This window comes from Citrobacter sp. wls829 (genome assembly GCF_005280825.1).
GTDB classification, from domain to species: Bacteria; Pseudomonadota; Gammaproteobacteria; order Enterobacterales; family Enterobacteriaceae; genus Citrobacter; species Citrobacter gillenii.
Window position 1 is genome coordinate 50,798 of sequence record NZ_SZWP01000004.1, and the last position, 25,164, is coordinate 75,961.

Sequence of the window (25,164 nt, forward strand, 5' to 3'; positions counted from 1 at the left end):
GTAATTGCACATGCACCTGCCCCATGAAAAGCCTGCTTACGCAGGCTTTTTCACTTTTTACTTCAGCATATTACGAATCACATAGTGCAAAATACCGTCGTTCTGGTAGTAGGTTAACTCCGTCGCAGTATCGATACGACAGCGGCACATAATCACCTCTTTGCTGCCATCTGCGCGCATCATATTCACCGCAATTGTGGCGCCCGGTTGAATTGTTTGTAACTCCGTAATATCAATCACTTCCTCACCGGTGAGTCCCAACGTTTTACGCGTCACCCCTTGCGGGAACTCCAGCGGCAGGATCCCCATACCAATCAGGTTGGAACGGTGAATTCGCTCAAACGATTCTGCGATGACCACGCGAATACCCAGTAAACGTGGACCTTTCGCTGCCCAGTCGCGACTGGAGCCTGATCCGTATTCCTTACCGGCAATCACCGCCAGCGGCACGCTCTCCTGCTGATAACGCATGGCCGCATCGTAAATGGCTACCACTTCCGTCCCCGGTAAATGGCGAGTCATCCCGCCTTCAATTCCCGGCACCATTTCATTGCGGATACGAATGTTGGCAAAAGTACCTCGCATCATCACTTCATGATTTCCACGTCGTGAACCATAGGAGTTAAAATCCCGGCGCTCAACGCCGTGGCTCTGCAAATAGCGTCCTGCCGGGCTGTCCGCCTTAATGCTGCCAGCGGGGGAAATATGATCTGTGGTCACCGAGTCACCCAGCATCGCCAATATACGCGCCCCATGAATATCGTTTACCGGAGCCGGCGTAGCCTGCATGCCCTCGAAGAACGGTGACAGGCGAATATAGGTCGAGTCAGACTGCCAGCCGTAGGTGTCGACACGATCAACATTGATCGATTTCCATTCCGGCGTGCCTTCAAACACTTCCGCATACTCTTTGTGGAACATCTCCGTGGATACCTGCTCGACGGCGCGGGCAATTTCCCGTGCAGAAGGCCAGATATCTTTCAGATATACGGGGTCACCTTTTTTATCGTGCCCGAGCGGATCTTTGGTCAGGTTAATGTTCATATTGCCCGCCAGCGCGTAAGCGACCACCAGTGGCGGAGAGGCCAGCCAGTTCGTTTTCACTAACGGATGAATGCGTCCTTCAAAGTTACGGTTACCGGAAAGTACCGCCCCCACCGTCAGGTCACCTTTTTTAATCGCCGTTTCAATAGGATCGGGTAACGGCCCAGAGTTACCAATACAGGTGGTACAACCATAGCCAACCAGATTGAACCCCAGTTCATCAAGGTACGGGGTCAGCCGGGCCTGCGCCAGATAGTCAGACACCACTTTTGATCCCGGTGCTAGCGAGGCTTTGACCCATGGTTGACGTTTCAGACCAAGAGTGACCGCTTTTTTCGCCAGTAAGCCCGCCGCCATCAGCACGCTCGGGTTTGAGGTGTTGGTACAGGAGGTAATAGCCGCAATCACCACCGCACCGTCTGGCAGCTGGTATTGATGACCGTTCAGAACATAGTCGACCGGCTGACTGTCTTTGTGCGAACTGTTCAGCTCAAGCTCATTGCTTGCCGCAAATGCTTTCGGGACATCCCCCAGCGCGACGCGATCCTGCGGACGCTTCGGTCCGGCCAGGCTGGCTTCCACATCGGCCATGTCCAGTTCCAGTGAACTGGTAAAGATCGGCGCATCGCCCGTATTACGCCACATTCCCTGCGCTTTGGCGTAGGACTCAACCAGCTCAACTTGCTCTTCGCTGCGACCGCTCAGGCGCATGTATTCGAGCGTGACGCCATCAATGGGGAAGAAACCGCAGGTCGCACCATACTCCGGTGCCATATTGGCAATGGTGGCACGGTCTGCCAGCGGCAGCGTGTCGAGGCCATCACCATAGAATTCAACAAATTTACCGACCACTCCGTGCTTACGCAGCATCTGGGTCACGGTCAGGACCAGATCGGTGGCGGTGATCCCCTCACGTAGTTTTCCATCCAGCTTGAAGCCAACGACATCCGGGATCAGCATCGAGACCGGTTGCCCCAGCATCGCGGCTTCTGCTTCAATTCCGCCCACGCCCCACCCAAGTACACCAAGGCCGTTAATCATCGTAGTGTGGGAGTCGGTACCAACCAGCGTGTCCGGGTAAGCCACCCACTCGCCATCCTGCAATTCACTCCACACCGCTTTTCCCAGGTATTCGAGGTTAACCTGGTGGCAGATCCCCGTCCCCGGCGGTACAACGCTGAAGCGGCTGAATGCCTGCTGCCCCCATTTCAGAAACACATAGCGCTCGTGGTTACGCTCCATTTCCAGGCGAACGTTCTCTTCGAACGCATCATCATCACCGAAGTGGTCTACCGTCACCGAGTGGTCAATCACCAGATCAACAGGTGAAAGCGGGTTCACTTTAGCCGTATCACCGCCGAGGCGTTTAACCGCTTCGCGCATGGCCGCCAGATCGACCACCGCCGGAACGCCGGTAAAATCCTGCATCAGTACACGGGCGGGTCGATAGGCAATCTCGCGATCGGCATGGGCATTGTCCAGCCATCGAGCCAGAGAATGAATATCTTCTTCAGTAACTGAATCACTGTCCTGCCAGCGCAGCAGGTTTTCCAGCAAGACTTTTAGCGATTTGGGTAGACGGGTGATATCACCCAATGATTTGGCAGCCAGCGGCAAACTGTAGTAGCGGTAGGTTTTATCTTTAACCTGCAATGTGTCCTTACTGGTTTCGCGTAGGGTCGACGACATAGCTCCTCCTTAAATGACAGGGTGGCATCCCCTGACTTTTCTCAGGGTTAGTATTAAAGATAACACAAACAAAATGTAACGCTTTGATAACAACTCAAATTGATAAAAGCGGAGAAGCATAAATGGCGATACAAGGGGATTACGGCGTGAAGGTGGAATTACGTCATTCACTCTTCAATACGGTGAACTAATTCTAATGAAGATATAGCCAAAATAATTAGAGCGGCATGAAGGCGGCAAGTGAGTGAATCGCCAGGAGCATAGATAACTATGTGACTGGGGTGAACGAACGGAAATAACGCACATGCTGCTTTAAGTATGACGGCTATAAAACGCGGGTTAATTATTGTTTCTGTTCTTCGTCTTCATCAAATAGATCAATAAAAGCCTGCTGTGCTGGGGAAAGTTGCCACGCGTCAGGAATATTCTTTCTACATTCAGTAGTCGCCTCCTGCGCTGGCTCATTGTCTTGCTGAGAAGGTGTAGACGTGGGTTGCTGCTGTTGCACGGACATGACTAACTCCACACATTCCAAACCACGAGCGCAACAACAATCCAGAACAGGACTGAACCGAGAAAGACCGTGAACCATGCTTTACGTTTCAGCGCGGGATCCCGGCGTGCTGGCTGGTTTCCAGAAGGCATCGCTAACCTCATACTATCGAAATCACTTATCATATTGGCACCAAACGATTGGTACAATTAATCATCAGATAAGAGAAATCCTAAAGAAAAAGGCGTGAAAAAGCCAGTTAATTTTCGAATCCTGAGCCGTGAATAAATCAATTGTTTGATCCGATTTAAATATTTGACAGGGTTTTGAGCAGATTTTCTAATTTAAAACTACTTTGGCGAACATTCCCCTTAAATAATATGCGGTTAATATAACTAATTCAGACTTGCCCGTCGGTAGCGTTTTTCATACTGAGATACCGACGAGCGCTGGCCCGTTATTATTTTTCCGGCAATTTAATATCTTTAAACATTGCTTCAATGTCATCGTTAGAACGTAACGCGACCGCCGTATCCACTACATCGCGCGTCAGATGCGGCGCAAAACGCTGAATAAAATCATACATGTAACTGCGCAGGAACGTACTACGACGAAAACCGATTTTGGTGGTGCTATGGCTAAAGACATCATGCGCATCAACCCGTACCAAATCCGGATCGGAAATCGGATCGACCGCCATGCTTGCAATCACGCCCACGCCCAGTCCGAGTCGCACATAGGTTTTAATAACATCCGCGTCGGTCGCGGTAAAGACAATACGCGGCTCCAGACCCGCGCGGTTAAACGCGGTGTCGAGTTCTGAACGTCCGGTAAAGCCAAAGGTGTACGTCACCAGCGGGTATTGCGCCAGTTCTTCAATCGACACGGAGGATTTACCCGCCAGCGGATGGTCCGGCGTGACAACAATCGAACGATTCCAGTGGTAGCACGGCAGCATCACCAGATCGTCGTACAGGTGCAGCGCTTCGGTTGCAATGGCAAAATCTGCGTTGCCTTTCGACACGGCTTCCGCAATTTGGGTCGGCGAGCCCTGATGCATATGCAAAGAGACGCGAGGATAACGCTCAATAAAGCCTTTAATCACGTTAGGCAGCGCATAGCGCGCCTGGGTGTGGGTGGTCGCAATATACAGCGAGCCTTTGTCCGGCCAGGTATGTTCACCGGCAACCGACTTAATGGCATCTACCTTAGACAGAACTTCGCGCGCAATACGAATGACTTCCTGCCCTGCCGGGGTAACCTGCGTAAGGTGTTTACCGCTACGGGCAAAAATCTGGATACCCAGTTCGTCTTCCAGCATACGAACTTGCTTACTGATACCCGGTTGAGAGGTATAGAGCCCTTCGGCCGTTGAGGAGACATTAAGGTTGTGGTTAACCACCTCAACAATATAGCGAAGTTGCTGTAATTTCATGTTAGACCATCCAGATTAGCGGCATCAGACCATCGTTTATGAGCAGGCTGAATCGCGCTGCTAATACGATTTAATAATAAAAAGTTTGTTAACTATAACCACTATATCATTTTAATCAGAGCTGTATAGATACCGTCACCTATAAAAAAGGGCCGCTTACGCGACCCTTTAAGGCGATGTCAAACTGTCGGGCTGTTACTTCTTGCCTTCTACCCATTTACCGTCAACAAAGAATGCAGACCAGCCGGTCGCCTTACCGTCTTTCTCGGCAGACACATACTGCTGCTTGGTTTTACGGCTAAAACGCACCATCGCTTTGTTGCCATCCGGATCGGTCTGCGGCGCATCGGCAAGGTAGCGCAGTTTTTCCGGCAGACGATCGCGGAAGCGGTACAGCTCTTCCACTAACGGCGCACGCGTCTCACGCGATTTCGGGAAGGTATTCGCCGCCAGGAAAATACCTGCTGCGCCATCACGTAACACGAAATACGCGTCCGATTTTTCACACGGCAATTCCGGCAGCGGAACCGGATCTTCCTTCGGTGGCGCAACTTCGCCATTACGCAGGATCTTACGGGTGTTTTTACACTCGTCGTTAGTACACGCCATGTATTTACCGAAACGCCCCATTTTCAGGTGCATTTCAGAACCACATTTCTCGCACTCGACGATCGGACCGTCGTAGCCCTTGATGCGGAACTCGCCTTCTTCGATTTCATAACCGTCGCAAGTTGGGTTGTTACCACACACATGCAGCTTACGTTTTGGATCGATGAGGTAGCTGTCCATCGCCGTGCCGCACTTCTGGCAACGGCGCTTCGCGCGTAACGCGTTAGTTTCCGCGTCATCGCCTTCCAGCACGTTCAGCACTTCGTTTTCCGGCACCAGGTTAATGGTGGTTTTGCAGCGCTCTTTTGGTGGCAGCGCGTAACCGGAACAACCGAGGAATACACCGGTACTGGCGGTACGGATACCCATCTGACGACTACAGGTTGGACAGTCGATGCTGGTCAGAACCATCTGGTTCGGACGCATACCGCCCTCTTCAGGGTCTTTCTCGGCTTTATCGAGTTGCTGAGTAAAATCACTGAAGAAGTTGTCGAGCACGCCCTTCCATTCGGCTTCGTGTTTCGCCACCTGGTCGAGACTGTTTTCCATCTGCGCGGTGAAATCGTAGTTCATCAATTCGCGGAAGTTTTCTTCCAGGCGGTCGGTGACGATTTCACCCATTTTTTCTGCGTAGAAACGACGGTTCTCAACACGGACATAGCCGCGATCCTGAATCGTAGAGATGATCGACGCATAGGTAGATGGACGACCGATACCGCGCTTTTCAAGCTCTTTAACCAGTGACGCTTCGCTGAAGCGCGCAGGCGGTTTGGTAAAGTGCTGCGCGGGGGTCAGTTCAACCAATGTCAGCACATCGCCTTTATCCACCGCCGGTAAGATACGATCTTCATCGCCTTTACGCAGGGCTGGCATGACCTTAGTCCAGCCATCAAACCGCAGAATACGACCGCGCGCCTTCAGGCGGTAATCACCTGCGCCAACGGTCAGCGTGGTGGAGTCATATTTAGCTGGCGTCATCTGACAGGCGACAAACTGACGCCAGATCAGCTGATACAGTTTTTGCGCATCAGCTTCCATATCTTTCAGCGATTCAGCCAGTACGGCGACGTCTGAAGGACGGATGGCTTCGTGCGCTTCCTGCGAGTTTTCTTTACTGGCGTACTGGTTTGCGCTCTCCGGCAAATACTTTTTACCAAAGTTTTCGCCGATGTAATCGCGGACCATAGAAACCGCATCCTGGCTCAGGTTGGTTGAGTCAGTACGCATATAGGTGATGTAGCCCGCTTCATACAAGCGTTGTGCCATCATCATGGTTTTCTTCACGCCAAAGCCCAAACGGGTGCTGGCAGCCTGTTGCAACGTAGAGGTGATGAACGGCGCGCCAGGTTTGCTGCTGGTCGGCTTATCTTCACGCTCCAGCACGCTGTAACGTGCTTTTTCCAGCAGGCTTACCGCAGCAAGTGTCTGTTCGCGGTTAACCGGACGGAACGGCTTCTCGTTGTGGTGCGTGACTTCCAGTGGCAGCGCGTCACCGGAAGGCGTCGTGGTGCTGGCATCTATTTCCCAGAATTCTTCCGGAACGAATGCCTTGATCTCACGTTCACGCTCTACAACCAGGCGCACGGCGACCGACTGTACGCGACCGGCAGACAGGCCACGAGCAATCTTTTTCCACAGCAGCGGCGACACCATATAGCCCACAACGCGGTCCATAAAGCGGCGTGCCTGTTGCGCATTGACACGGTCGATGTTCAGTTCGCCCGGCTTTTCAAACGCCTGCTGAATGGCATTTTTGGTAATTTCATTAAACACCACGCGACTGTAGCGGGTGTCGTCGCCCCCGATCACTTCCCGCAGGTGCCATGCAATGGCTTCCCCTTCGCGGTCAAGGTCAGTTGCGAGATAGATGTGGTCGGCCTTTTCAGCCAATTGTTTCAGTTCAGAGACGACCTTCTCTTTACCGGGCAGCACTTCATAGCGCGCATCCCAGTTGTGCCACGGGTCAACCCCCATACGGTTGACGAGAGCGCCACGTTCATCCTTTTTGGGCTTTTTAGCCGTTTTGGTGGCGGTTGAGTCGGCGCTCTTTTTAGTTGCTGAGCCACTGGTCGGCAAATCACGGATATGACCGACGCTGGATTTCACCACGTAGTCATTACCCAGATATTTGTTGATCGTTTTGGCTTTTGCCGGGGACTCAACGATGACAAGAGCTTTACCCATATTCACCTTTACCTAATTTGATTCTTCCAGGAATGCGTCGCGCGTTGATTCACCTTCCACTGGCGACGAGACATCGATATGGTCTCTGCGTCGGCGGATATCAACCCTGGTACCGGTCGCGGGTTCGTAATGTAACTCCCATCTAACTGAGTTAACAGGATTTTTTTCACGAATTCGCTAAAGCACGACGGAATATTGGTCGAATGTCAAGCAAATCTGTTGCCAGATTGACGAAAGCGTCACACTGTACCTGATAAAATGCGTTACGCAACTTTATTAGCATGCAAAAACAAATCTCGCCAGTAGGCACACTATCGTAAGACCCGCTCTTTTATCAGGGAATATTTGCCCATAAGGCGGGCTCGGCGTAGACTAATGTCCTTGTTTAAGGAGTAAATAATGCATAAAGACACTCAACCCATCGATCGCGAAACTCTGCTGATTGAAGCCAACAAAATCATTCGTGAGCATGAGGACACGCTGGCGGGGATTGTCGCCACCGGCGTCACACAGCGTAATGGCGTGCTGGTTTTCAGCGGAGATTACTTTTTAGATGAACAAGGGCTTCCTACGCCAAAAAGCACCGCAGTGTTTAATATGTTTAAACACCTGGCGCATGTCCTTTCTGAAAAGTATCACCTGATCGATTAATACAAGAAATGATTTGCCGGATGGCGGCTCCGCCTTATCCGGCCTACGATGCGACGATCCTGTAGGCCGGATATGATGCTTTAGCATCGCCATCCGGCAATGACAATTTTACATCAACGGTTTTTGACCACGCTGCCACCAGCGCAGCAGCAAGCGATCCGCACTTTCCGCTGCACTACCGGTGAAACGGTCCATCAGTTTTTTGCGCTGCAGATAGCGTACGTTAAGCACTTCGCGACCCTCCATCAAACTCAGGATCACCTCATCGCTGGTATTGATCTCATCCACCAGCCCATTTTCCAGCGCCTGTTGACCGAACCAGTGTTCCCCAGTGGCAACCTGTTCAATGTCCAGAGTCGGACGCATTCGGTGCACAAAATCTTTAAACAGGTGATGCGTTTCGTTCAGGTCTTCGCGGAATTTCTGACGACCCTCTTCCGTGTTCTCACCAAGCAGCGTCAACGTCCGTTTGTATTGCCCGGCAGTGTGCAACTCAATATCAATGTCTTTGCCTTTCAGGAAACGGTTAAAGTTAGGGATCTGCGCCACCACGCCAATTGAGCCCACAATAGCAAACGGTGCCGAAACAATTTTATCTGCCACGCAGGCCATCATGTATCCGCCGCTGGCGGCAACTTTATCGACCGTCACCGTTAATGGGATCTGCTTATCGCGCAGACGCTGCAATTGTGATGCCGCCAGCCCATAGCCATGCACCACACCACCGGGGCTTTCCAGGCGAATAACCACCTGATCTTGTGGTTTTACTACCGCCAGTACCGCCGTCACCTCTTCACGCAGCGCGCTGACTTCATGGGCATCCATACTGCCTTTAAAATCAAGCACCCAGACACGCGGTTTACCCGATGATGTATTCTCTCCCAATTTTGCTTTGGCTTTGGCCGCCTTCGCTTCCAGCTTGTGCTTTTTTTTCTGCGCTTTATGCCAGAGCTTTTGTTGGTGGCTGTCCAGTAAAGACATCGCCAGGTCTTCTTTCATCTCTTTATATTGTTCACTGAGATTAATGACCCGGAGTTCACCGCGCTGACGCTTGCGTTGTGTCGCATTGACGATCAGCATAACAATCACCGCAATCGCCACTACCACTGTGACGATTTTTGCCAAAAACAGCCCATATTCAGACAACAATTCCACGAATCCCACCTTGGTTAAACAACGCAACTTTCGCTCAGTGTACAACAGGTGTGTTAACCCGTCTTGCTTCATCCATCCGCATGGTAATCGGTAAAAAGCATGATAAAGTGTTCATTTTACGGTGTTATTACCTTTGGCTGATTGAAAAATAGCAGGGTTTAAGGCATAAAACCGACAAGTTATAGAAAACGGGATGGCCAGAGCGTCGCCGAGGAGTAACCGTGCATTACCAACCCAAACAAGATCTGTTACAGGATCGCATTATTCTGGTCACCGGAGCCAGCGATGGCATCGGTCGAGAAGCTGCGCTGACCTATGCCCGCTACGGTGCAACCGTGATTCTGCTCGGGCGCAATGAAGAAAAACTTCGTCAGGTCGCCCAGGCCGTTGCCGCAGAAAACGGCGCGCCCGCGCAGTGGTTTACGCTGGATCTGCTGACCTGTACTTCCGCTGAGTGTCATGAACTGGCGCAGCGAATCAACGCCCATTACCCGCGTCTGGATGGCGTGTTGCATAATGCCGGGTTACTGGGTGAAATCGGTCCGATGATCGAACAAACTCCGCAGGTCTGGCAGGAGGTCATGCAGGTAAACGTCAATGCCACCTTTATGCTGACCCAGGCGCTGCTCCCTTTGTTGCTTAAGTCTGATTCTGGATCGTTGGTCTTTACCTCATCCAGCGTTGGTCGTCAGGGACGCGCCAACTGGGGGGCCTATGCAACCTCGAAGTTTGCCACCGAAGGCATGATGCAGGTGCTGGCAGACGAGTATCAAAACCATCATTTGCGCGTAAACTGTATTAATCCTGGCGGCACGCGTACCGGCATGCGTGCCAGCGCATTCCCAACAGAAGATCCACAAAAATTAAAAACACCCGCCGACATTATGCCGCTGTACCTGTGGCTGATGGGCGACGACAGCCGGCGTAAAACCGGTATGACCTTCGACGCCCAACCGGGCCGTAAACCAGGAATTGCCCAATGAGTGAAGAACGCTATCAGCAGCGCCAGCAGCGCGTAAAAGACCGTGTTGACGCACGCGTTGCCGCCGCAAAGGACGAGCGCGGTATCATCATCGTCTTTACCGGCAACGGTAAAGGGAAAACCACCGCCGCATTTGGTACCGCCACGCGCGCGGTCGGTCACGGTAAAAAAGTCGGCGTGGTGCAGTTCATTAAAGGCACGTGGCCCAACGGCGAACGAAACTTACTGGAACCCCACGGCGTGGAGTTTCAGGTCATGGCGACAGGATTTACCTGGGAGACGCAAAACCGAGATTCTGACACCGCTGCCTGTCTGGCCGTGTGGGAGCACGGTAAACGGATGCTGGCCGATCCTGAGCTGGATATGGTGGTGCTGGATGAGTTGACGTACATGGTGGCGTATGACTATCTACCGCTGGAAGAGGTGCTCGACGCCTTAAGCGCGCGCCCTTCTCACCAGACGGTGATTATCACTGGTCGAGGATGCCATCGCGATATTCTGGAATTAGCTGATACGGTCAGCGAGTTGCGCCCGGTCAAGCACGCCTTTGAGGCGGGGGTGAAAGCCCAAATAGGGATTGATTATTGAGTGTAGGCCGGATAAGGCGTTTGCGCCGCATCCGGCTCCACGCTAACGCCTGATGGCGCTTTGCTTATCAGGCCTACTCATGATTAACCGTTGTTGTTACGACCGCCCGGACGACGGCTACCGCCGACCTGGGTGTGACGTTTAACTGCACGGCGGATCTGGTTCGCCTTCATGCGACGACGGTCTTTCTCAACAGCAACCTTCGAGCTGGTTTCCGGCTGCAGTTCCACCAGTTGACGCAGATAGTTTGTCTGGGCGAGATCAAGCTCCGTCCAGCCACCACGCGGCAGACCTTTCGGCAGCGGAATATCACCGTAACGTACGCGGATCAAACGGCTCACCTGCACGCCAACGGCTTCCCACAGGCGACGCACTTCGCGGTTGCGCCCTTCGGTCAAGGTGACGTTATACCACTGGTTAATCCCTTCACCACCGCTGAACTTGATGGTTTTAAATGCGGCCGGACCATCTTCGAGTTGCACGCCACGGCTCAGGTCACGCAGTTTCGTTTCATCCACCTGGCCAAACACACGCACCGCGTATTCACGCTCAACTTCACGGCTCGGGTGCATCAGACGGTTCGCCAGTTCACCATCGGTGGTGAACAGCAGTAAACCACAGGTATTCACGTCCAGACGACCCACCGCAATCCAGCGCGCATCGCGCAGTTTTGGTAGACGGTCAAAGACGGTCGGACGACCTTCCGGGTCGTTACGGGTACACAATTCACCTTCCGGCTTGTAATACGCCAGAACGCGGCAGATTTGTTCCGCAGATTCTTTAACCGAAATCAGATGACCGTCGATACGGATTTTCAGACCCGGTGTTACGTCAACGCGATCGCCAAGCGTGGCAATTTTGCCGTCAACGCTCACGCGACCTGCTGCAATAATGGTTTCAATTTCACGGCGAGAACCGTGGCCAGCGCGCGCCAGCACTTTTTGTAACTTTTCGCTCATAGAGCTTCCTTTAGGTGTCGCCTTCACAGGCGTCGAACAGGAGAATCAACGGCGCCAGTTAGCACCATTTTAAGGCCGCGTAGTATACCGAGTTGCGCCCTTATAAGAAAGGTTTAACGTCACCGACGCCTTCACGCAACACCACCGGCGAGTCATCGGTTAAATCGATAACCGTGGTGGGCTGCTGACCGAGATACCCGCCGTGGATAATCAAATCCACCTGCTTCTCCAGACGATCTTTAATCTCTTCCGGATCGGACTCGGTAAATTCGCTACCTGGCAGCATCAGCGATGTTGAGAGCATGGGCTCGCCCAACGCTTCCAGCAACGCCAGCGCAATCGGATTGGACGGTACGCGCAGACCGATGGTTTTACGTTTTTCCTGCAGCAATCGGCGCGGCACTTCTTTCGTCCCTTTCAGGATGAAGGTGTAGTTGCCCGGCGTATTGTTTTTAATTAAACGAAAAGCAACGTTGTCCACGAATGAATACGTCGACAGTTCGGACAGGTCACGGCACATCAACGTGAAGTTGTGTCCATCGGGCAGATGACGGATACGGCAAATACGCTCCATCGCCCCTTTGTCTTCGATTTTGCAGCCTAACGCATAGCCGGAATCAGTGGGATAAACGATTACCCCACCTTTACGCACAATTTCAACGGCCTGATTGATCAGGCGTTGCTGTGGGTTATCAGGATGGATATAAAAAAACTGACTCATACTTTCCTCTCAGTGGTCTCGGGCTGTTCCCAAAGCTGCCAGACGCCTTCAACGCCTGCGGGCAACCAGAGCTTACGACCCAATTCAATCCACGGGCACGGCTGATGAAAATCAGATCCTTGTGATGCCCACAGCTGATGCTGACGCGCCAGCGTCGCCAGATGGGTACGCTCATTGGGAGACTGTTGACACTGTGCCACTTCCATCGCGTCACCGTGATGTTCGGCAAACCAGGCAACCAGTCTTTTCAGCCACTTAGCGCTAAGATCGTACCGACCAGGATGAGCCAGCACCGCCTTACCGCCAGAATGATGAATGACATCAATAGCTTGTTCTATTGTACACCACTGTGGCGGAACGTAACCGGTTTTCCCGCGGGCAAGGTATTTTTTAAACACGTCAGCCATGGTCGTGGCTTTGCCACTCTCAACCAGGAAACGCGCAAAATGGCCTCTCGTGACGGCCCCGCCGTCAGCCAGACGTAACGCGCCTTCCCACGCGCCCGGGATATGTGCTTTGTCCAGTCGCTCAGCAATTAGCTGCGCACGCAGCTGACGACGCGCGGTTTGTTCTGCCAGAAACGCACGCATCATGGGGTGGTCGATATCGATATTCAGGCCGACGATATGGATCTCGTGGTTTTCCCAGACCGTGGAAATTTCAACGCCCGCTATCAACTTCAAGGCTAAACCTGAACGTGAAATTTCTTCTCTTGCCGCCGGAATCGCTGCCGTGGTGTCATGATCGGTAATCGCCAATGTCCCGACTCGCATCTCTACCGCACGGTGTACCAATGCTTCAGGTGTCAATCGTCCATCGGACGCCGTTGTATGACTGTGCAGGTCGTAAATCACTGCGTAATTCGTGTCGCTCAAGGCGGCTCCCGTTTCAATAAATGTCGTATCACGCTCATCATAGCGTTTTAGACAAATTTACTGAAATCAGGTGTTGACTTTATTCCATTGAACTAGTTAACTAGTACGCAAGTTCACATGAAGAAAGAAGGTATCTGAGATGAAAGCAACATATGTCCTGCACGGTGGGTGGCGCACTTCCTGATTTCGGGCAGTGTCTTACGTCTGCAATATGCAACCAGATACCCGGCCCGCCAACTAAGCGGGCTTTTTTTTGAACAAAATTAATGAGAATAACGATGCAAACACAAAAACCGACACTCGAACTGCTGGCCTGTGACGCCGCCTACCGTAACAACCCGACCGAGCTGTTTCATCAGGTCTGCGGCGCGCGCCCGGCGACATTGTTACTGGAATCCGCCGATATCGACAGCAAGGACGACCTGAAGAGTCTGCTGTTGGTCGACAGCGCGCTGCGTATTACCGCCTTAGGTGACACCGTTACCATTCAGGCGTTGTCAGCGAATGGAGCCTCCCTGCTCCCGTTGCTGGATGCCGCCTTGCCAACTGGTGTTGAAAACCAACAACAGCCGAATACCCGCCAGTTGCGTTTTCCGGCCGTCAGCCCACTGCTGGATGAAGATGCCCGCTTATGTTCCCTGTCGGTCTTTGACACGTTCCGTTTAATGCAGGAACTGGTGAATGTGCCGGAGCAGGAGCGTGAAGCCATGTTCTTCGGCGGTCTGTTTTCCTACGATCTGGTCGCTGGATTCGAAGATTTACCCCAGCTTGAAGCCGGCAACCGCTGCCCTGATTACTGCTTCTACCTGGCCGAAACCCTGATGGTCATTGACCACCAGAAAAAAAGCACCCGTATTCAGGCCAGCGTGTTCACGCCCTGCGAGGAAGAAAAACAGCGTCTGGCCCACCGACTGGCGCAGTTGAGCCAGCAGTTAACCGAACCCGCGCCGCCGCTGCCCGTTATTGAAGTACCAGAAATGCGCTGCGAGTGTAATCAGAGCGATGAAGAGTTCGGTACCGTCGTGCGCGGTTTGCAAAAAGCTATTCGTGCCGGTGAGATTTTCCAGGTGGTGCCTTCCCGCCGCTTTTCACTGCCCTGCCCGTCACCACTTGCTGCCTATTATGTTCTGAAAAAGAGCAATCCCAGCCCGTACATGTTCTTTATGCAGGATAACGATTTCACGTTGTTCGGCGCCTCGCCGGAAAGTTCGCTGAAATACGACGCCACCAGCCGCCAGATTGAGATCTACCCCATTGCCGGGACTCGCCCACGCGGCCGTCGTGCTGACGGCTCGCTGGACCGCGATCTCGACAGCCGTATTGAGCTGGAAATGCGCACTGACCATAAAGAACTTTCCGAGCACCTGATGCTGGTGGACCTGGCGCGTAATGACCTGGCACGTATCTGTACCCCGGGCAGTCGCTACGTGGCCGACCTGACCAAAGTTGACCGGTATTCCTTCGTGATGCACCTGGTTTCCCGCGTGGTCGGCGAACTGCGTCATGACCTGGACGTCCTGCATGCATACCGTGCCTGTATGAACATGGGCACGCTGAGCGGTGCGCCGAAAGTGCGCGCCATGCAGCTTATCGCCGAGGCTGAAGGTCGCCGCCGCGGTAGCTATGGCGGCGCGGTCGGTTACTTCACCGCCCACGGTGATCTGGACACGTGCATTGTGATTCGTTCTGCCCTGGTAGAAGACGGTATCGCCACCGTGCAGGCGGGTGCCGGGATTGTTCTGGACTCTGTACCGCAGTCTGAAGCCGATGAAACCCGTAATAAAGCGCGTGCGGTTCTGCGTGCTATCGCCACAGCACACCACGCACAGGAGATTTTCTAATGGCTGATATTCTGCTGCTCGATAACATTGACTCTTTTACCTATAACCTGGCAGATCAGCTGCGTACCAACGGCCACAACGTGGTGATTTATCGCAACCATATCCCGGCTCAGACCTTAATTGACCGCTTAGCGACCATGAAAAACCCGGTACTGATGCTTTCGCCAGGTCCGGGCGCGCCAAGCGAAGCAGGCTGCATGCCGGAGTTGTTGACTCGCCTGCGCGGCAAATTGCCGATTATCGGTATTTGCCTTGGGCATCAGGCGATTGTCGAAGCTTACGGCGGATATGTAGGTCAGGCGGGAGAAATCCTGCACGGCAAAGCCTCCAGTATTGAACACGACGGTCAGGAAATGTTCGCCGGTCTGGCTAATCCCTTGCCTGTGGCGCGTTACCATTCACTGGTCGGCAGCAACGTCCCGGCGGGACTAACCATTAACGCCCACTTCAACGGCATGGTGATGGCGGTTCGCCACGACACCGACCGCGTGTGCGGATTCCAGTTCCATCCGGAATCAATTCTCACCACTCAGGGCGCGCGTCTGCTGGAGCAAACGCTGGCCTGGGCACAGCAGAAGCTTGAACAAACCAACACGCTGCAGCCTATTCTCGAAAAACTGTATCAGGCCCAGACGCTGTCCCAGCAGGAGAGCCACCAATTGTTCTCTGCAGTCGTGCGCGGTGAATTGAAGCCGGAGCAGCTGGCTGCCGCACTGGTCAGCATGAAAGTGCGCGGTGAGCATCCGAATGAAATTGCCGGGGCGGCGACGGCCCTGCTGGAGAACGCCGCGCCGTTCCCACGTCCGGACTATCTGTTTGCCGACATTGTCGGGACCGGCGGTGACGGCAGTAACAGCATCAATATTTCCACCGCCAGCGCGTTTGTCGCCGCAGCCTGTGGGTTAAAGGTAGCGAAGCACGGTAACCGTAGCGTCTCCAGTAAATCAGGATCATCCGATCTGCTGGCGGCCTTTGGCATCAACCTGGATATGAATGCCGATAAGTCGCGCCTGGCGCTTGACGAACTGGGCGTATGTTTCCTGTTTGCACCGAAATATCACACCGGTTTTCGTCACGCCATGCCGGTTCGTCAGCAGCTCAAAACCCGCACGCTGTTTAACGTGCTCGGGCCGCTGATTAACCCTGCGCATCCGCCGCTGGCGCTGATCGGCGTCTACAGCCCGGAACTGGTACTGCCCATTGCCGAAACCCTGCGCGTGCTGGGATATCAGCGTGCAGCCGTGGTGCACAGCGGCGGAATGGATGAAGTTTCGCTGCATGCACCGACCATTGTGGCCGAATTGCATGACGGCGAAATCAAGAGTTATCAGCTGACGGCAGACGACTTTGGCCTGACGCCATATCACCAGGAACAGCTGGCGGGCGGCACGCCGGAAGAAAACCGTGACATTCTCAGTCGCTTGTTACAAGGTAAAGGTGAAGCCGCGCACGAGGCCGCCGTGGCAGCGAATGTCGCCATGTTAATGCGCCTGCACGGCGAAGAAGATTTAAAAGCCAACGCACAAATCGTGATTAATGTCCTGCGTAGCGGTGCGGCCTATGACCGGGTCACCGCCCTGGCAGCAAGAGGGTAAATGATGCAAACCGTTTTAGCGAAAATTGTCGCAGACAAGGCGATTTGGGTAGAAGCCCGCAAACAGCAACAACCGTTGGCCAGCTTTCAAAATGATGTTCAGCCAAGCTCGCGACATTTTTATGATGCGCTGCAAGGCGCGCGGACCGCGTTTATTCTGGAGTGCAAAAAAGCCTCTCCGTCAAAAGGCGTGATCCGTGATGACTTTGACCCGGCACATATTGCGGGTGTGTATAAACATTATGCCTCGGCGATTTCTGTGCTGACCGACGAGAAATATTTCCAGGGAAGCTTTGATTTCCTGCCCATCGTCAGCCGCATCGCACCACAGCCGATTCTGTGTAAAGACTTTATTATCGATCCTTACCAGATTTACCTGGCCCGTCATTACCAGGCTGACGCTTGTTTACTGATGCTGTCCGTGCTGGATGACGAACAATATCGTCAGCTTGCCGCCGTGGCACACAGCCTGAAAATGGGTGTGCTGACCGAGGTCAGCAACGAAGAAGAGCTGGAGCGTGCCATTGCGCTTGGCGCAAAAGTCGTGGGCATTAACAACCGCGACCTGCGCGATCTGTCGATTGACCTCAATCGCACCCGCCAACTGGCACCGCGACTGGGCCACGGCGTGACCGTCATCAGCGAGTCCGGCATTAATACCTACGGCCAGGTGCGCGAACTCAGCCATTTCGCCAACGGTTTTCTGATTGGCTCCGCGCTGATGTCGCATCAGGACCTGCATGCAGCGGTACGTCGCGTGCTGCTCGGCGAGAATAAAGTCTGCGGACTGACGCGCGCACAGGATGCCCATACGGCGTATGAATCCGGCGCAATTTATGGCGGACTGATTTTTGTTCCTTCTTCACCACGTGCCGTCAATATTGAGCAGGCTCGTGAGGTCATGACAGGTGCGCCGCTACAGTACGTTGGCGTGTTTCGCGACAGCAATATTGATGACGTGTGCTCCACCGTCGGGCATTTATCACTGACAGCCGTGCAACTGCACGGGAACGAAGATCAGACTTATATCGATACGCTGCGTGCGGCATTACCGCAACAGGTGCAAATCTGGAAGGCGCTGAGCGTGGGCGAGTCACTGCCAGTCCGCAGCTATCAGCATGTTGATAAATACGTTTTCGATAACGGCCAGGGCGGCAGCGGACAGCGCTTTGACTGGTCGCTGTTGGGTGGGCAATCACTGGATAACGTTTTACTGGCTGGCGGACTCGGTGCAGATAACTGCGTCGACGCGGCTAAAACCGGCTGTGCCGGTCTCGATTTCAATTCTGGCGTAGAGTCGCAGCCGGGCATCAAAGATGCGCGTCTGCTGGCCTCGGTCTTTCAAACACTGCGCGCATATTAAGGAAAAGGATATGACAACATTACTCAACCCCTATTTTGGTGAATTTGGCGGCATGTATGTGCCACAGATTCTGATGCCTGCCCTGCGCCAGCTGGAAGAAGCCTTCGTCAGCGCGCAGAAAGATCCTGAGTTTCAGGCGCAGTTTACCGACCTGCTGAAAAACTATGCAGGCCGCCCTACCGCGCTGACCAAATGCCAGAACATCACCGCGGGTACTCGCACTACCCTGTATCTGAAGCGTGAAGACTTGCTGCACGGCGGTGCGCACAAGACTAACCAGGTGTTGGGTCAGGCGCTGCTGGCAAAACGTATGGGTAAAACCGAGATCATCGCTGAAACAGGTGCCGGTCAACACGGCGTAGCTTCCGCGCTCGCCTGTGCCTTGCTTGGCCTGAAGTGTCGCATCTATATGGGTGCGAAAGACATCGAACGTCAGTCTCCCAACGTGTTCCGTATGCGGCTGATGGGCGCCGAGGTGATCCCGGTACACAGCGGCTCCGCCACGCTGAAAGATGCCTGTAATGAAGCGCTGCGCGACTGGTCTGGCAGCTACGATACTGCGCACTATATGCTTGGTACGGCGGCTGGCCCACATCCTTTCCCAACTATTGTGCGTGAGTTCCAGCGCATGATCGGCGAAGAAACCAAAGCGCAGATCCTCGAAAAAGAAGGTCGTCTGCCGGATGCCGTTATCGCCTGCGTGGGTGGTGGGTCGAATGCTATCGGTATGTTTGCTGATTTTATTAATGACACCAGCGTCGGGTTGATTGGCGTTGAGCCGGGCGGTCACGGGATTGAGTCCGGTGAACACGGCGCGCCGTTGAAGCATGGTCGCGTCGGAATTTACTTCGGCATGAAATCGCCGATGATGCAAACCGAAGAGGGGCAAATCGAAGAGTCCTATTCGATTTCAGCGGGTCTGGATTTCCCGTCCGTCGGGCCACAGCATGCTTACCTGAATAGTATTGGCCGTGCCGATTACGTATCGATTACCGATGACGAAGCGCTGGAAGCCTTTAAAACCCTGTGCCTGCATGAAGGGATCATTCCGGCCCTGGAGTCATCACATGCCCTGGCGCACGCGTTGAAAATGATGCGTGAGGATCCGGACAAAGAGCAGCTGCTAGTGGTAAATCTCTCCGGTCGCGGCGACAAAGACATCTTCACCGTACACGATATTCTGAAAGCACGAGGGGAAATCTGATGGAACGTTATGAAAACCTGTTTGCACAGCTGAAGGACCGAAAAGAAGGTGCATTTGTCCCCTTCGTCACCCTCGGCGACCCTTCTGTTGAGCAGTCGCTGAAGATTATTGATACGCTGATCGACGCCGGAGCTGATGCGCTCGAACTCGGGATCCCCTTCTCCGACCCGCTGGCTGACGGCCCGACCATTCAGGATGCGACTTTACGTGCTTTTGCCGCAGGCGTCACGCCGTCGCAATGCTTCGAAATGCTGGCGCTGATCCGTCAAAAACATCCCAACATCCCTGTTGGCCTGCTGATGTACGCCAATCTGGTGTTCAGTAAAGGCATTGACGAATTTTACGCCCAGTGTGAAAAAGTCGGCGTGGATTCAGTGTTAGTCGCCGATGTGCCGGTTGAGGAGTCTGCGCCATTCCGGACAGCGGCACTGCGCCACAACGTGGCACCGATTTTCATCTGCCCGCCGAACGCTGATGACGACCTGCTGCGCCAGATTGCGTCCCATGGTCGCGGTTATACCTATCTGTTGTCTCGTGCTGGCGTGACTGGCGCCGAAAAGCGTGCTGCGCTACCGCTGCATCATCTGGTCGAGAAGCTGAAACAATACAATGCACCGCCGTCGTTGCAAGGCTTCGGTATCTCAGCGCCTGAGCAGGTCGCGGGGGCGATTGAAGCAGGTGCTGCCGGGGCGATTTCAGGCTCGGCGATTGTGAAAATTATCGAGAAAAATGTCACCGCACCGGAACAGATGCTGACAGAGCTAAGGGCTTTTGTCAGCGCGATGAAAGCCGCCACGCATCAGTAATAAGCCACAACCGCCAGCGTAAATCTGGCGGTTTTATCCTTCTTTCGCCTGCTTCATTTTGTACATGGCGTTATCTGCGTTCTGAATAGCCACATCCAGTTCACCGTTCACTTCCGCAATTCCCCATGACACCGACAGCGGCACAGTGTGCCCCTCCACCACAAATACGTGATTATTGACCTGACCGCTAATACGCTCAGCGATGGCGATAGCGTCACTCGCCTGAGAGCGAAACAGCAGGATCATAAACTCATCCCCGCCGGTACGAATCACCAGATCGTGACTGGTTCGGGTATTAGACAGCATTCTGTTGGCAATGGTTTGCAGTGCGCGATCCCCGGCCGCGTGGCCCCAGGTGTCGTTGACGGCCTTAAACTTATTACAGTCCAGAAGTACCACCGAACAATGGGATAAATCCCGGCGTTTAATAATGTCGAGGATCCTGCGGTTAAAACAACCGGTCAGCGAATCGATATACACCTTTAGATCGCTTTCATTCAGCCACGATTTCAACGAAAAGCTAATGATAATAAAGAAGAACGGCGCCAAAAGAATCACAATTCCGGCATGCGCATCGTGTACCATAAAACGACCTAACGAGATCGAATAGTGCAGCGCGTACTTTTCTGACAACATCCTGACATGAGCGTTGTTCAGGTTTGCGCATTTCCCCGCTAAACAGAGACTCTCGTTGTTGAGTAAATTAACCAATGCCACATTAAGACCCGGCGGAAGCTGGTATTCAAACGCGTTTGCCAACTCATCTTGCAATTCCGGTTTCGAATGGTCATAAACCAGGTACGCCACGATATGATCGGAGATATCATCGCCTGACAGATCGTAAATATAGCTAACGACACTGTACGCCTTATCACCGGTGATTTTATCGGTGTAAAAATTGGTCGAACTAAGGGCTTTGTTTTTGACGTTTTTTTGCAGTAGTCGGGTATAAAAATCGACCGGCGGGTAGAAAAAATTGGAAATATCGAGCGCCATCTCGGAGTCAGCGAAAGAAAAATTGTGAGAGTCGGCAGGAGTAAACCAGTAAAAATAATCTGCGTCTTTGGCGATAATATAACGATGCGCGTCGAAAGTGCCCGGATTGAGCTCATTCACCATTCCGCGGATAAACTCTGCGGCGGTAAACATACACAGGGCCTGCTGGCTGGGCTGCTTAGCGATAATGGCTCCAGATGCCGAATGTATCCGCTTTCGATCGGCGTTGATTCCCCACTCCCCCTCCTCGCGCGGAACAAAGCGCGACTTGCTGCCACATCGTCCACCATTAATGGTGTGGTGATAACGCTCACCGATGGCGTCCGCGATCAGTTCATTGTCGTTAAAGATGTCCATGAGACGCGTTTGGAGACGGTTGATACCTTCACTTGCGGTGGCCGTACGCTGCTCGTAAATGATGAACAGGAACAGTGATGTAAATATCAGTGTAATGAGGCCAGAGACCAGCAACGCCTGCCTGTTTCTGAGCTTATCCTGCACAATCTTCACGCGTCCACCCTGATAGTTACCCGCATTGCCAAATCAGTTACTTGAGCGCTAAGTTACAGATTTACCCATAAAAAGCATATCTTTATTAACAAATGCGCAAACTAGTCTTCACCATCGAGCAGATAGCCCGCCCGGCGAATGGCCTCACGGCAGTCGCTGACGCCGGCGGCATAACCCGCTTCAATTTCGCAAACCGGGCTGGCACTGCAATAAGGTAATTTGATCGGTACGGCCAGAGCGTGTTCAAGTCTCTCCACCCGAGTCATATACCCCAGCAGTGCGCGCGCAGCATACAGGGCGAATTCTGCTATGTCATCGTTGGGTGATGATTCCAGAAGTGAAATTTTTTGTTGCAGCTGTTGGCGGGACAATTCCATCGTCAATGCCCTCAAAGCAGGTTTGCTTAAAGAGTAGCATTTGATCGAAGGGTGAAAAGGCGGGAGGGAAAAAACAGGAGCCAAAAGACGGGACAACGCTCGCCCCGTCTTTTCACATTTGAATCACAGCGTTAGAAACGATAACCCGCAGAGAACATAAACACCCACGGATCGAGGCGTACGTTATCGTGCTGCTGTGCACCAGCCAGTTTGTAGCTCGCGGTGGTGTCGATATCCATGTACCAGACCGACATGTTAATCAGCCAGTCGCGGTTGATTAAGTAGTCCATCCCCACCTGTCCCGCCGCACCCCAGGAGTCTTTCAGGCTCAGGTCAGATAATCCGGTTTCTTTGCCGTTATCGTTAAATCCTTCGTCGAAGAACGTGGTGTAGTTAACGCCGACGCCAACGTAAGGACGCAACTTGCTGCTGGAGTCGCCAAAGTACCACTGCGCCATTAGCGTTGGCGGTAAATGGTGAACGGTCGCGATATCCCCGGTGGTTGAGGTGCCGATTTTATGACGAAACGGCGTTGCGGCCAGTAATTCGACACCAATATTGTCGGTCGCCATATAGGTGAATGTCAGCCCCAGTTGCGTGTTATTGCTGACGTCAAAACCGCCCAAACTTCCCAGCGTACCGCCCGCACCTTCCGTCGGTCTTACGGTTGCAGAACCTGCGCGAATAAAGAACTCTCCCGCTTCATGCGCAAATGCATTCCCGGAAAGTAGAGTTGTTAATGCCAATGCTGCCACTGTTAATTTTTTCATGTCCGCTCCATCGTTATGGTTATAAAAGCGGAACGAATATACCTACAATGGAGTAATAAATGATCTAACACAGATCACATTGACGTCTGTAATTTAACATTTATTGATCCAGATTAAGTTAGAACTTGCATTCAAAATCCTGGTTAACTTAATTCAGATCAATTTTGATATATTTCCACCCTGTGAGCATTTCCCTTCAATGGTATACGGACGTAATGAGCCATGGTGTACAGAGAACAAGCAGCGTTGTTGCATAATGCTGAAGTCATAGCCAAAAATTACCGCCGCTTTACAAAGATATGCTTTTCCATACACCTCGCGATGCTGCCACTGTTGAGTTATCCAGGGTACAATTGCCCGCAAATGAACACCTGCAAAACTCAAGGAGAGTGCATGTCAATCACGGCGAAGTCCGTTTACCGTGACACGGGAAACTTTTTCCGTAATCAATTCATTACCATCTTGCTGGTATCGCTGTTGTGCGCGTTTATCACGGTGGTGTTCGGGCATGCTTTTTCCCCCAGCGACGCGCAGATTGCGCAACTCAGTGAAGGGGATCAGATAACCAACAGCGTGGGACTGTTCGACCTGGTGCAGAACATGACACCGGAACAGCAGCAAATCCTGCTACGTGCGTCAGCGGCATCGACATTTTCTGGACTTATCGGCAATGCCATCCTCGCGGGCGGTATTATTCTGATGATCCAGTTAATTTCAGCAGGCCATCGAGTCAGCGCGTTGCGGGCCATTGGTGCCAGTGCACCGGTATTGCCTAAGCTGTTTATTCTGATTTTTCTGACTACCCTGCTGGTGCAAATCGGGATTATGCTGGTCGTTGTACCCGGTATTGTGCTGGCCATTCTGCTGTCGCTTGCGCCAGTGATGATGGTTCAGGATAAGATGGGTGTCTTTGCAGCCATGCGCAACAGTATGCGTTTGGCGTGGTCTCACATGCGACTGGTTGCGCCCGCTGTGATCGGTTGGCTGCTGGCAAAAACGTCACTGTTGCTGCTCGCCCCCACTTTTGCTGTATTAACGCCGAATGTTGGCGCGGTAGTGGCGAATACGCTGAGCAATATGATTTCTGCCGTTTTGCTGATCTATTTGTTCCGCCTGTATATGCTGATTCGCCAATAAACCCTGAACGCATCCCGGCCTCTTGGTCGATGCTTTTTGATTACGGAATCGAAGAATGAAGCAGTTTCTTGATTTTTTACCGCTGGTGGTCTTTTTCGCTTTTTATAAGCTTTATGACATCTATGCGGCGACCTCGGCACTGATTGTCGCGACGGCCATTGTGTTGATTTACAGCTGGGTTCGCTATCGCAAGGTCGAGAAGATGGCGTTGATCACCTTTATTCTGGTGGCTGTTTTTGGCGGCCTGACCGTTTTCTTCCACAACGATGAATTCATTAAGTGGAAGGTAACGGTGATATATGGGCTGTTTGCGGGTGCCTTACTGGTCAGCCAGTGGGTGATGAAAAAACCGCTGATTCAGCGCATGTTAGGTAAAGAACTGACGCTGCCGCAGCCGGTATGGTCGAAACTGAACCTGGCCTGGGCCGTCTTTTTCATCCTGTGCGGTCTGGCGAATATCTACATCGCGTTTTGGCTGCCGCAAAATATCTGGGTTAACTTCAAAGTGTTTGGCTTAACCGCCCTGACGTTGGTCTTCACGCTGCTGAGCGGGGTATATATTTACCGTCATCTGCCGCAGGAAGATAAGTCATAATGTGCATTCGCCAGATCTGCGGATCTGGCGAATTTTTAACCCACCATACCTTTCTCTCACTTTAACACCGCGTTGTACACCGCATCCCCTCTGTTCTCAGCCCACAAATTCTAGTAGCATCGCGCCTGTAATCTTTCTCTACAGTCGGTTCTACAATGACAACAACGAATAACACCCCTCAAGGTGAGCTGGTTTTACGTACTCTGGCCATGCCAGCCGATACCAATGCTAACGGCGATATTTTTGGCGGTTGGCTGATGTCGCAAATGGATATCGGTGGCGCTATTCAGGCCAAGGAAATCGCGCACGGTCGTGTGGTCACGGTGCGAGTGGAAGGAATGAGTTTTTTACGCCCGGTTGCCGTCGGTGATGTGGTCTGTTGCTATGCGCGCTGTGTGAAGCGCGGTAACACATCCATCAGCATTAATATTGAAGTCTGGGTTAAGAAAGTGGCATCTGAGCCAATTGGGCAACGCTACAAAGCCACCGAAGCGTTGTTTATCTACGTGGCCGTGGATAAAGATGGGAAACCCCGTCCGATCCCCGCCTCTGCCTGATACGACACGTTAACGTCGAAATCAGACAA

Annotated in this window: 23 protein-coding genes, 1 pseudogene and 1 other annotated feature; of the genes and pseudogenes, 12 read left to right on the forward strand and 12 right to left on the reverse strand. The window is 52.8% G+C overall.

Annotated elements, in window-relative coordinates:
* Positions 1-57 precede the first annotated feature (57 nt).
* From acnA to topA, 5 genes are all read right to left on the reverse strand, one after another.
* Positions 58-2,733, reverse strand: coding sequence for an aconitate hydratase AcnA (acnA, locus tag FDW88_RS00415; protein WP_137361804.1), 2,676 nt, complete (start codon positions 2,731-2,733; stop codon positions 58-60).
* Positions 2,734-3,076: 343 nt separating this feature from the next.
* Positions 3,077-3,247 (reverse strand): hypothetical protein, encoded by a 171-nt coding sequence (locus tag FDW88_RS22385; RefSeq protein WP_170974142.1) that lies wholly within the window; start codon positions 3,245-3,247, stop codon positions 3,077-3,079.
* 2 nt (positions 3,248-3,249) lie between these two features.
* The gene (locus tag FDW88_RS00420) at positions 3,250-3,390 is read right to left on the reverse strand and encodes a YmiA family putative membrane protein (RefSeq protein WP_213083822.1); all 141 of its coding nucleotides are present in this window, start codon (positions 3,388-3,390) and stop codon (positions 3,250-3,252) included.
* 296 nt (positions 3,391-3,686) lie between these two features.
* Positions 3,687-4,661 (reverse strand): HTH-type transcriptional regulator CysB, encoded by a 975-nt coding sequence (cysB, locus tag FDW88_RS00425; protein WP_115258322.1) that lies wholly within the window; start codon positions 4,659-4,661, stop codon positions 3,687-3,689.
* A gap of 195 nt (positions 4,662-4,856) precedes the next feature.
* Positions 4,857-7,454, reverse strand: a complete 2,598-nt coding sequence (gene topA / locus FDW88_RS00430; RefSeq protein WP_117342889.1) for a type I DNA topoisomerase — start codon at positions 7,452-7,454, stop codon at positions 4,857-4,859.
* 399 nt (positions 7,455-7,853) lie between these two features.
* On the opposite strand from topA, the gene FDW88_RS00435 reads away from it, so the two are divergent.
* Positions 7,854-8,105, forward strand: a complete 252-nt coding sequence (locus FDW88_RS00435) for a YciN family protein (protein ID WP_003020616.1) — start codon at positions 7,854-7,856, stop codon at positions 8,103-8,105.
* 108 nt (positions 8,106-8,213) lie between these two features.
* Here the strand turns inward: FDW88_RS00435 and sohB are convergent, their stop codons facing one another.
* Positions 8,214-9,260: a protease SohB gene (sohB, locus tag FDW88_RS00440; protein ID WP_096756821.1), complete on the reverse strand. Its 1,047-nt coding sequence runs from the start codon at positions 9,258-9,260 to the stop codon at positions 8,214-8,216.
* A gap of 221 nt (positions 9,261-9,481) precedes the next feature.
* On the opposite strand from sohB, the gene FDW88_RS00445 reads away from it, so the two are divergent.
* Positions 9,482-10,243, forward strand: a complete 762-nt coding sequence (locus FDW88_RS00445; RefSeq protein ID WP_117342892.1) for a YciK family oxidoreductase — start codon at positions 9,482-9,484, stop codon at positions 10,241-10,243.
* A complete protein-coding gene (gene cobO, locus FDW88_RS00450) occupies positions 10,240-10,830 on the forward strand; it encodes a cob(I)yrinic acid a,c-diamide adenosyltransferase (RefSeq protein WP_096756819.1) in 591 nt (196 codons plus the stop codon). The genes FDW88_RS00445 and cobO overlap by 4 nt, the downstream gene beginning before the upstream one ends.
* Before the next feature lie 83 nt (positions 10,831-10,913).
* Here cobO and rluB read toward each other — a convergent pair whose 3' ends face one another.
* The 3 genes from rluB to rnm all read right to left on the reverse strand — a co-directional run bounded on the left by rluB (position 10,914) and on the right by rnm (position 13,385).
* Positions 10,914-11,789: a 23S rRNA pseudouridine(2605) synthase RluB gene (gene rluB, locus FDW88_RS00455; protein ID WP_096756818.1), complete on the reverse strand. Its 876-nt coding sequence runs from the start codon at positions 11,787-11,789 to the stop codon at positions 10,914-10,916.
* 100 nt (positions 11,790-11,889) lie between these two features.
* Entirely contained in the window at positions 11,890-12,510 is a 621-nt protein-coding gene (locus FDW88_RS00460) for an L-threonylcarbamoyladenylate synthase (RefSeq protein WP_096756817.1), read from the reverse strand.
* Positions 12,507-13,385 carry an RNase AM gene (gene rnm, locus FDW88_RS00465; protein ID WP_115258317.1) on the reverse strand — a complete coding sequence of 293 codons (879 nt, stop codon included), beginning with the start codon at positions 13,383-13,385 and terminating at the stop codon, positions 12,507-12,509. The genes FDW88_RS00460 and rnm overlap by 4 nt, the downstream gene beginning before the upstream one ends.
* A 160-nt stretch (positions 13,386-13,545) precedes the next feature.
* Positions 13,546-13,640: a sequence feature (Trp leader region), on the forward strand.
* Between the two features lie 23 nt (positions 13,641-13,663).
* Between rnm and FDW88_RS00470 the strand changes: the two genes are divergently transcribed.
* The 5 genes from FDW88_RS00470 to trpA are packed head-to-tail and all read left to right on the forward strand — an operon-like array spanning position 13,664 to position 20,193.
* On the forward strand, positions 13,664-15,226 hold the full coding sequence (locus FDW88_RS00470) for an anthranilate synthase component 1 (protein WP_137361805.1): 1,563 nt from the start codon (positions 13,664-13,666) through the stop codon (positions 15,224-15,226).
* Entirely contained in the window at positions 15,226-16,821 is a 1,596-nt protein-coding gene (gene trpD, locus FDW88_RS00475; RefSeq protein WP_096756814.1) for a bifunctional anthranilate synthase glutamate amidotransferase component TrpG/anthranilate phosphoribosyltransferase TrpD, read from the forward strand. Before FDW88_RS00470 ends, trpD begins: the two co-directional genes overlap by 1 nt.
* Complete coding sequence (gene trpCF / locus FDW88_RS00480; RefSeq protein ID WP_249354859.1) at positions 16,822-18,183, forward strand: bifunctional indole-3-glycerol-phosphate synthase TrpC/phosphoribosylanthranilate isomerase TrpF; 1,362 nt, start codon at positions 16,822-16,824, stop codon at positions 18,181-18,183.
* Positions 18,184-18,193: 10 nt separating this feature from the next.
* Positions 18,194-19,387 (forward strand): tryptophan synthase subunit beta, encoded by a 1,194-nt coding sequence (trpB, locus tag FDW88_RS00485; RefSeq protein WP_117342895.1) that lies wholly within the window; start codon positions 18,194-18,196, stop codon positions 19,385-19,387.
* Complete coding sequence (gene trpA, locus FDW88_RS00490) at positions 19,387-20,193, forward strand: tryptophan synthase subunit alpha (RefSeq protein WP_117342896.1); 807 nt, start codon at positions 19,387-19,389, stop codon at positions 20,191-20,193. Before trpB ends, trpA begins: the two co-directional genes overlap by 1 nt.
* 33 nt (positions 20,194-20,226) lie before the next feature.
* On the opposite strand, the gene FDW88_RS00495 is transcribed toward trpA, so the two are convergent.
* The 3 genes from FDW88_RS00495 to ompW all read right to left on the reverse strand — a co-directional run bounded on the left by FDW88_RS00495 (position 20,227) and on the right by ompW (position 22,846).
* Positions 20,227-21,699 (reverse strand): GGDEF domain-containing protein, encoded by a 1,473-nt coding sequence (locus FDW88_RS00495; protein ID WP_117342897.1) that lies wholly within the window; start codon positions 21,697-21,699, stop codon positions 20,227-20,229.
* Between the two features lie 101 nt (positions 21,700-21,800).
* Positions 21,801-22,076, reverse strand: a complete 276-nt coding sequence (locus tag FDW88_RS00500) for a hypothetical protein (RefSeq protein WP_137361806.1) — start codon at positions 22,074-22,076, stop codon at positions 21,801-21,803.
* Positions 22,077-22,207: 131 nt separating this feature from the next.
* Positions 22,208-22,846 (reverse strand): outer membrane protein OmpW, encoded by a 639-nt coding sequence (gene ompW, locus FDW88_RS00505; protein ID WP_096756809.1) that lies wholly within the window; start codon positions 22,844-22,846, stop codon positions 22,208-22,210.
* Positions 22,847-23,124: 278 nt separating this feature from the next.
* On the opposite strand from ompW, the pseudogene FDW88_RS22615 reads away from it, so the two are divergent.
* The 4 genes and pseudogenes from FDW88_RS22615 to yciA form a co-directional block, all read left to right on the forward strand.
* Positions 23,125-23,211: pseudogene (locus FDW88_RS22615) on the forward strand (YkgJ family cysteine cluster protein); the annotation flags it as partial.
* 28 nt (positions 23,212-23,239) lie between these two features.
* Positions 23,240-23,983, forward strand: coding sequence for a YciC family protein (locus FDW88_RS00510; protein WP_137361807.1), 744 nt, complete (start codon positions 23,240-23,242; stop codon positions 23,981-23,983).
* Between the two features lie 55 nt (positions 23,984-24,038).
* Positions 24,039-24,578 (forward strand): septation protein A, encoded by a 540-nt coding sequence (locus FDW88_RS00515; protein ID WP_115258309.1) that lies wholly within the window; start codon positions 24,039-24,041, stop codon positions 24,576-24,578.
* Positions 24,579-24,733: 155 nt separating this feature from the next.
* The gene (gene yciA / locus FDW88_RS00520) at positions 24,734-25,135 is read left to right on the forward strand and encodes an acyl-CoA thioester hydrolase YciA (RefSeq protein ID WP_115258308.1); all 402 of its coding nucleotides are present in this window, start codon (positions 24,734-24,736) and stop codon (positions 25,133-25,135) included.
* The last annotated feature ends 29 nt before the right edge of the window (positions 25,136-25,164 follow it).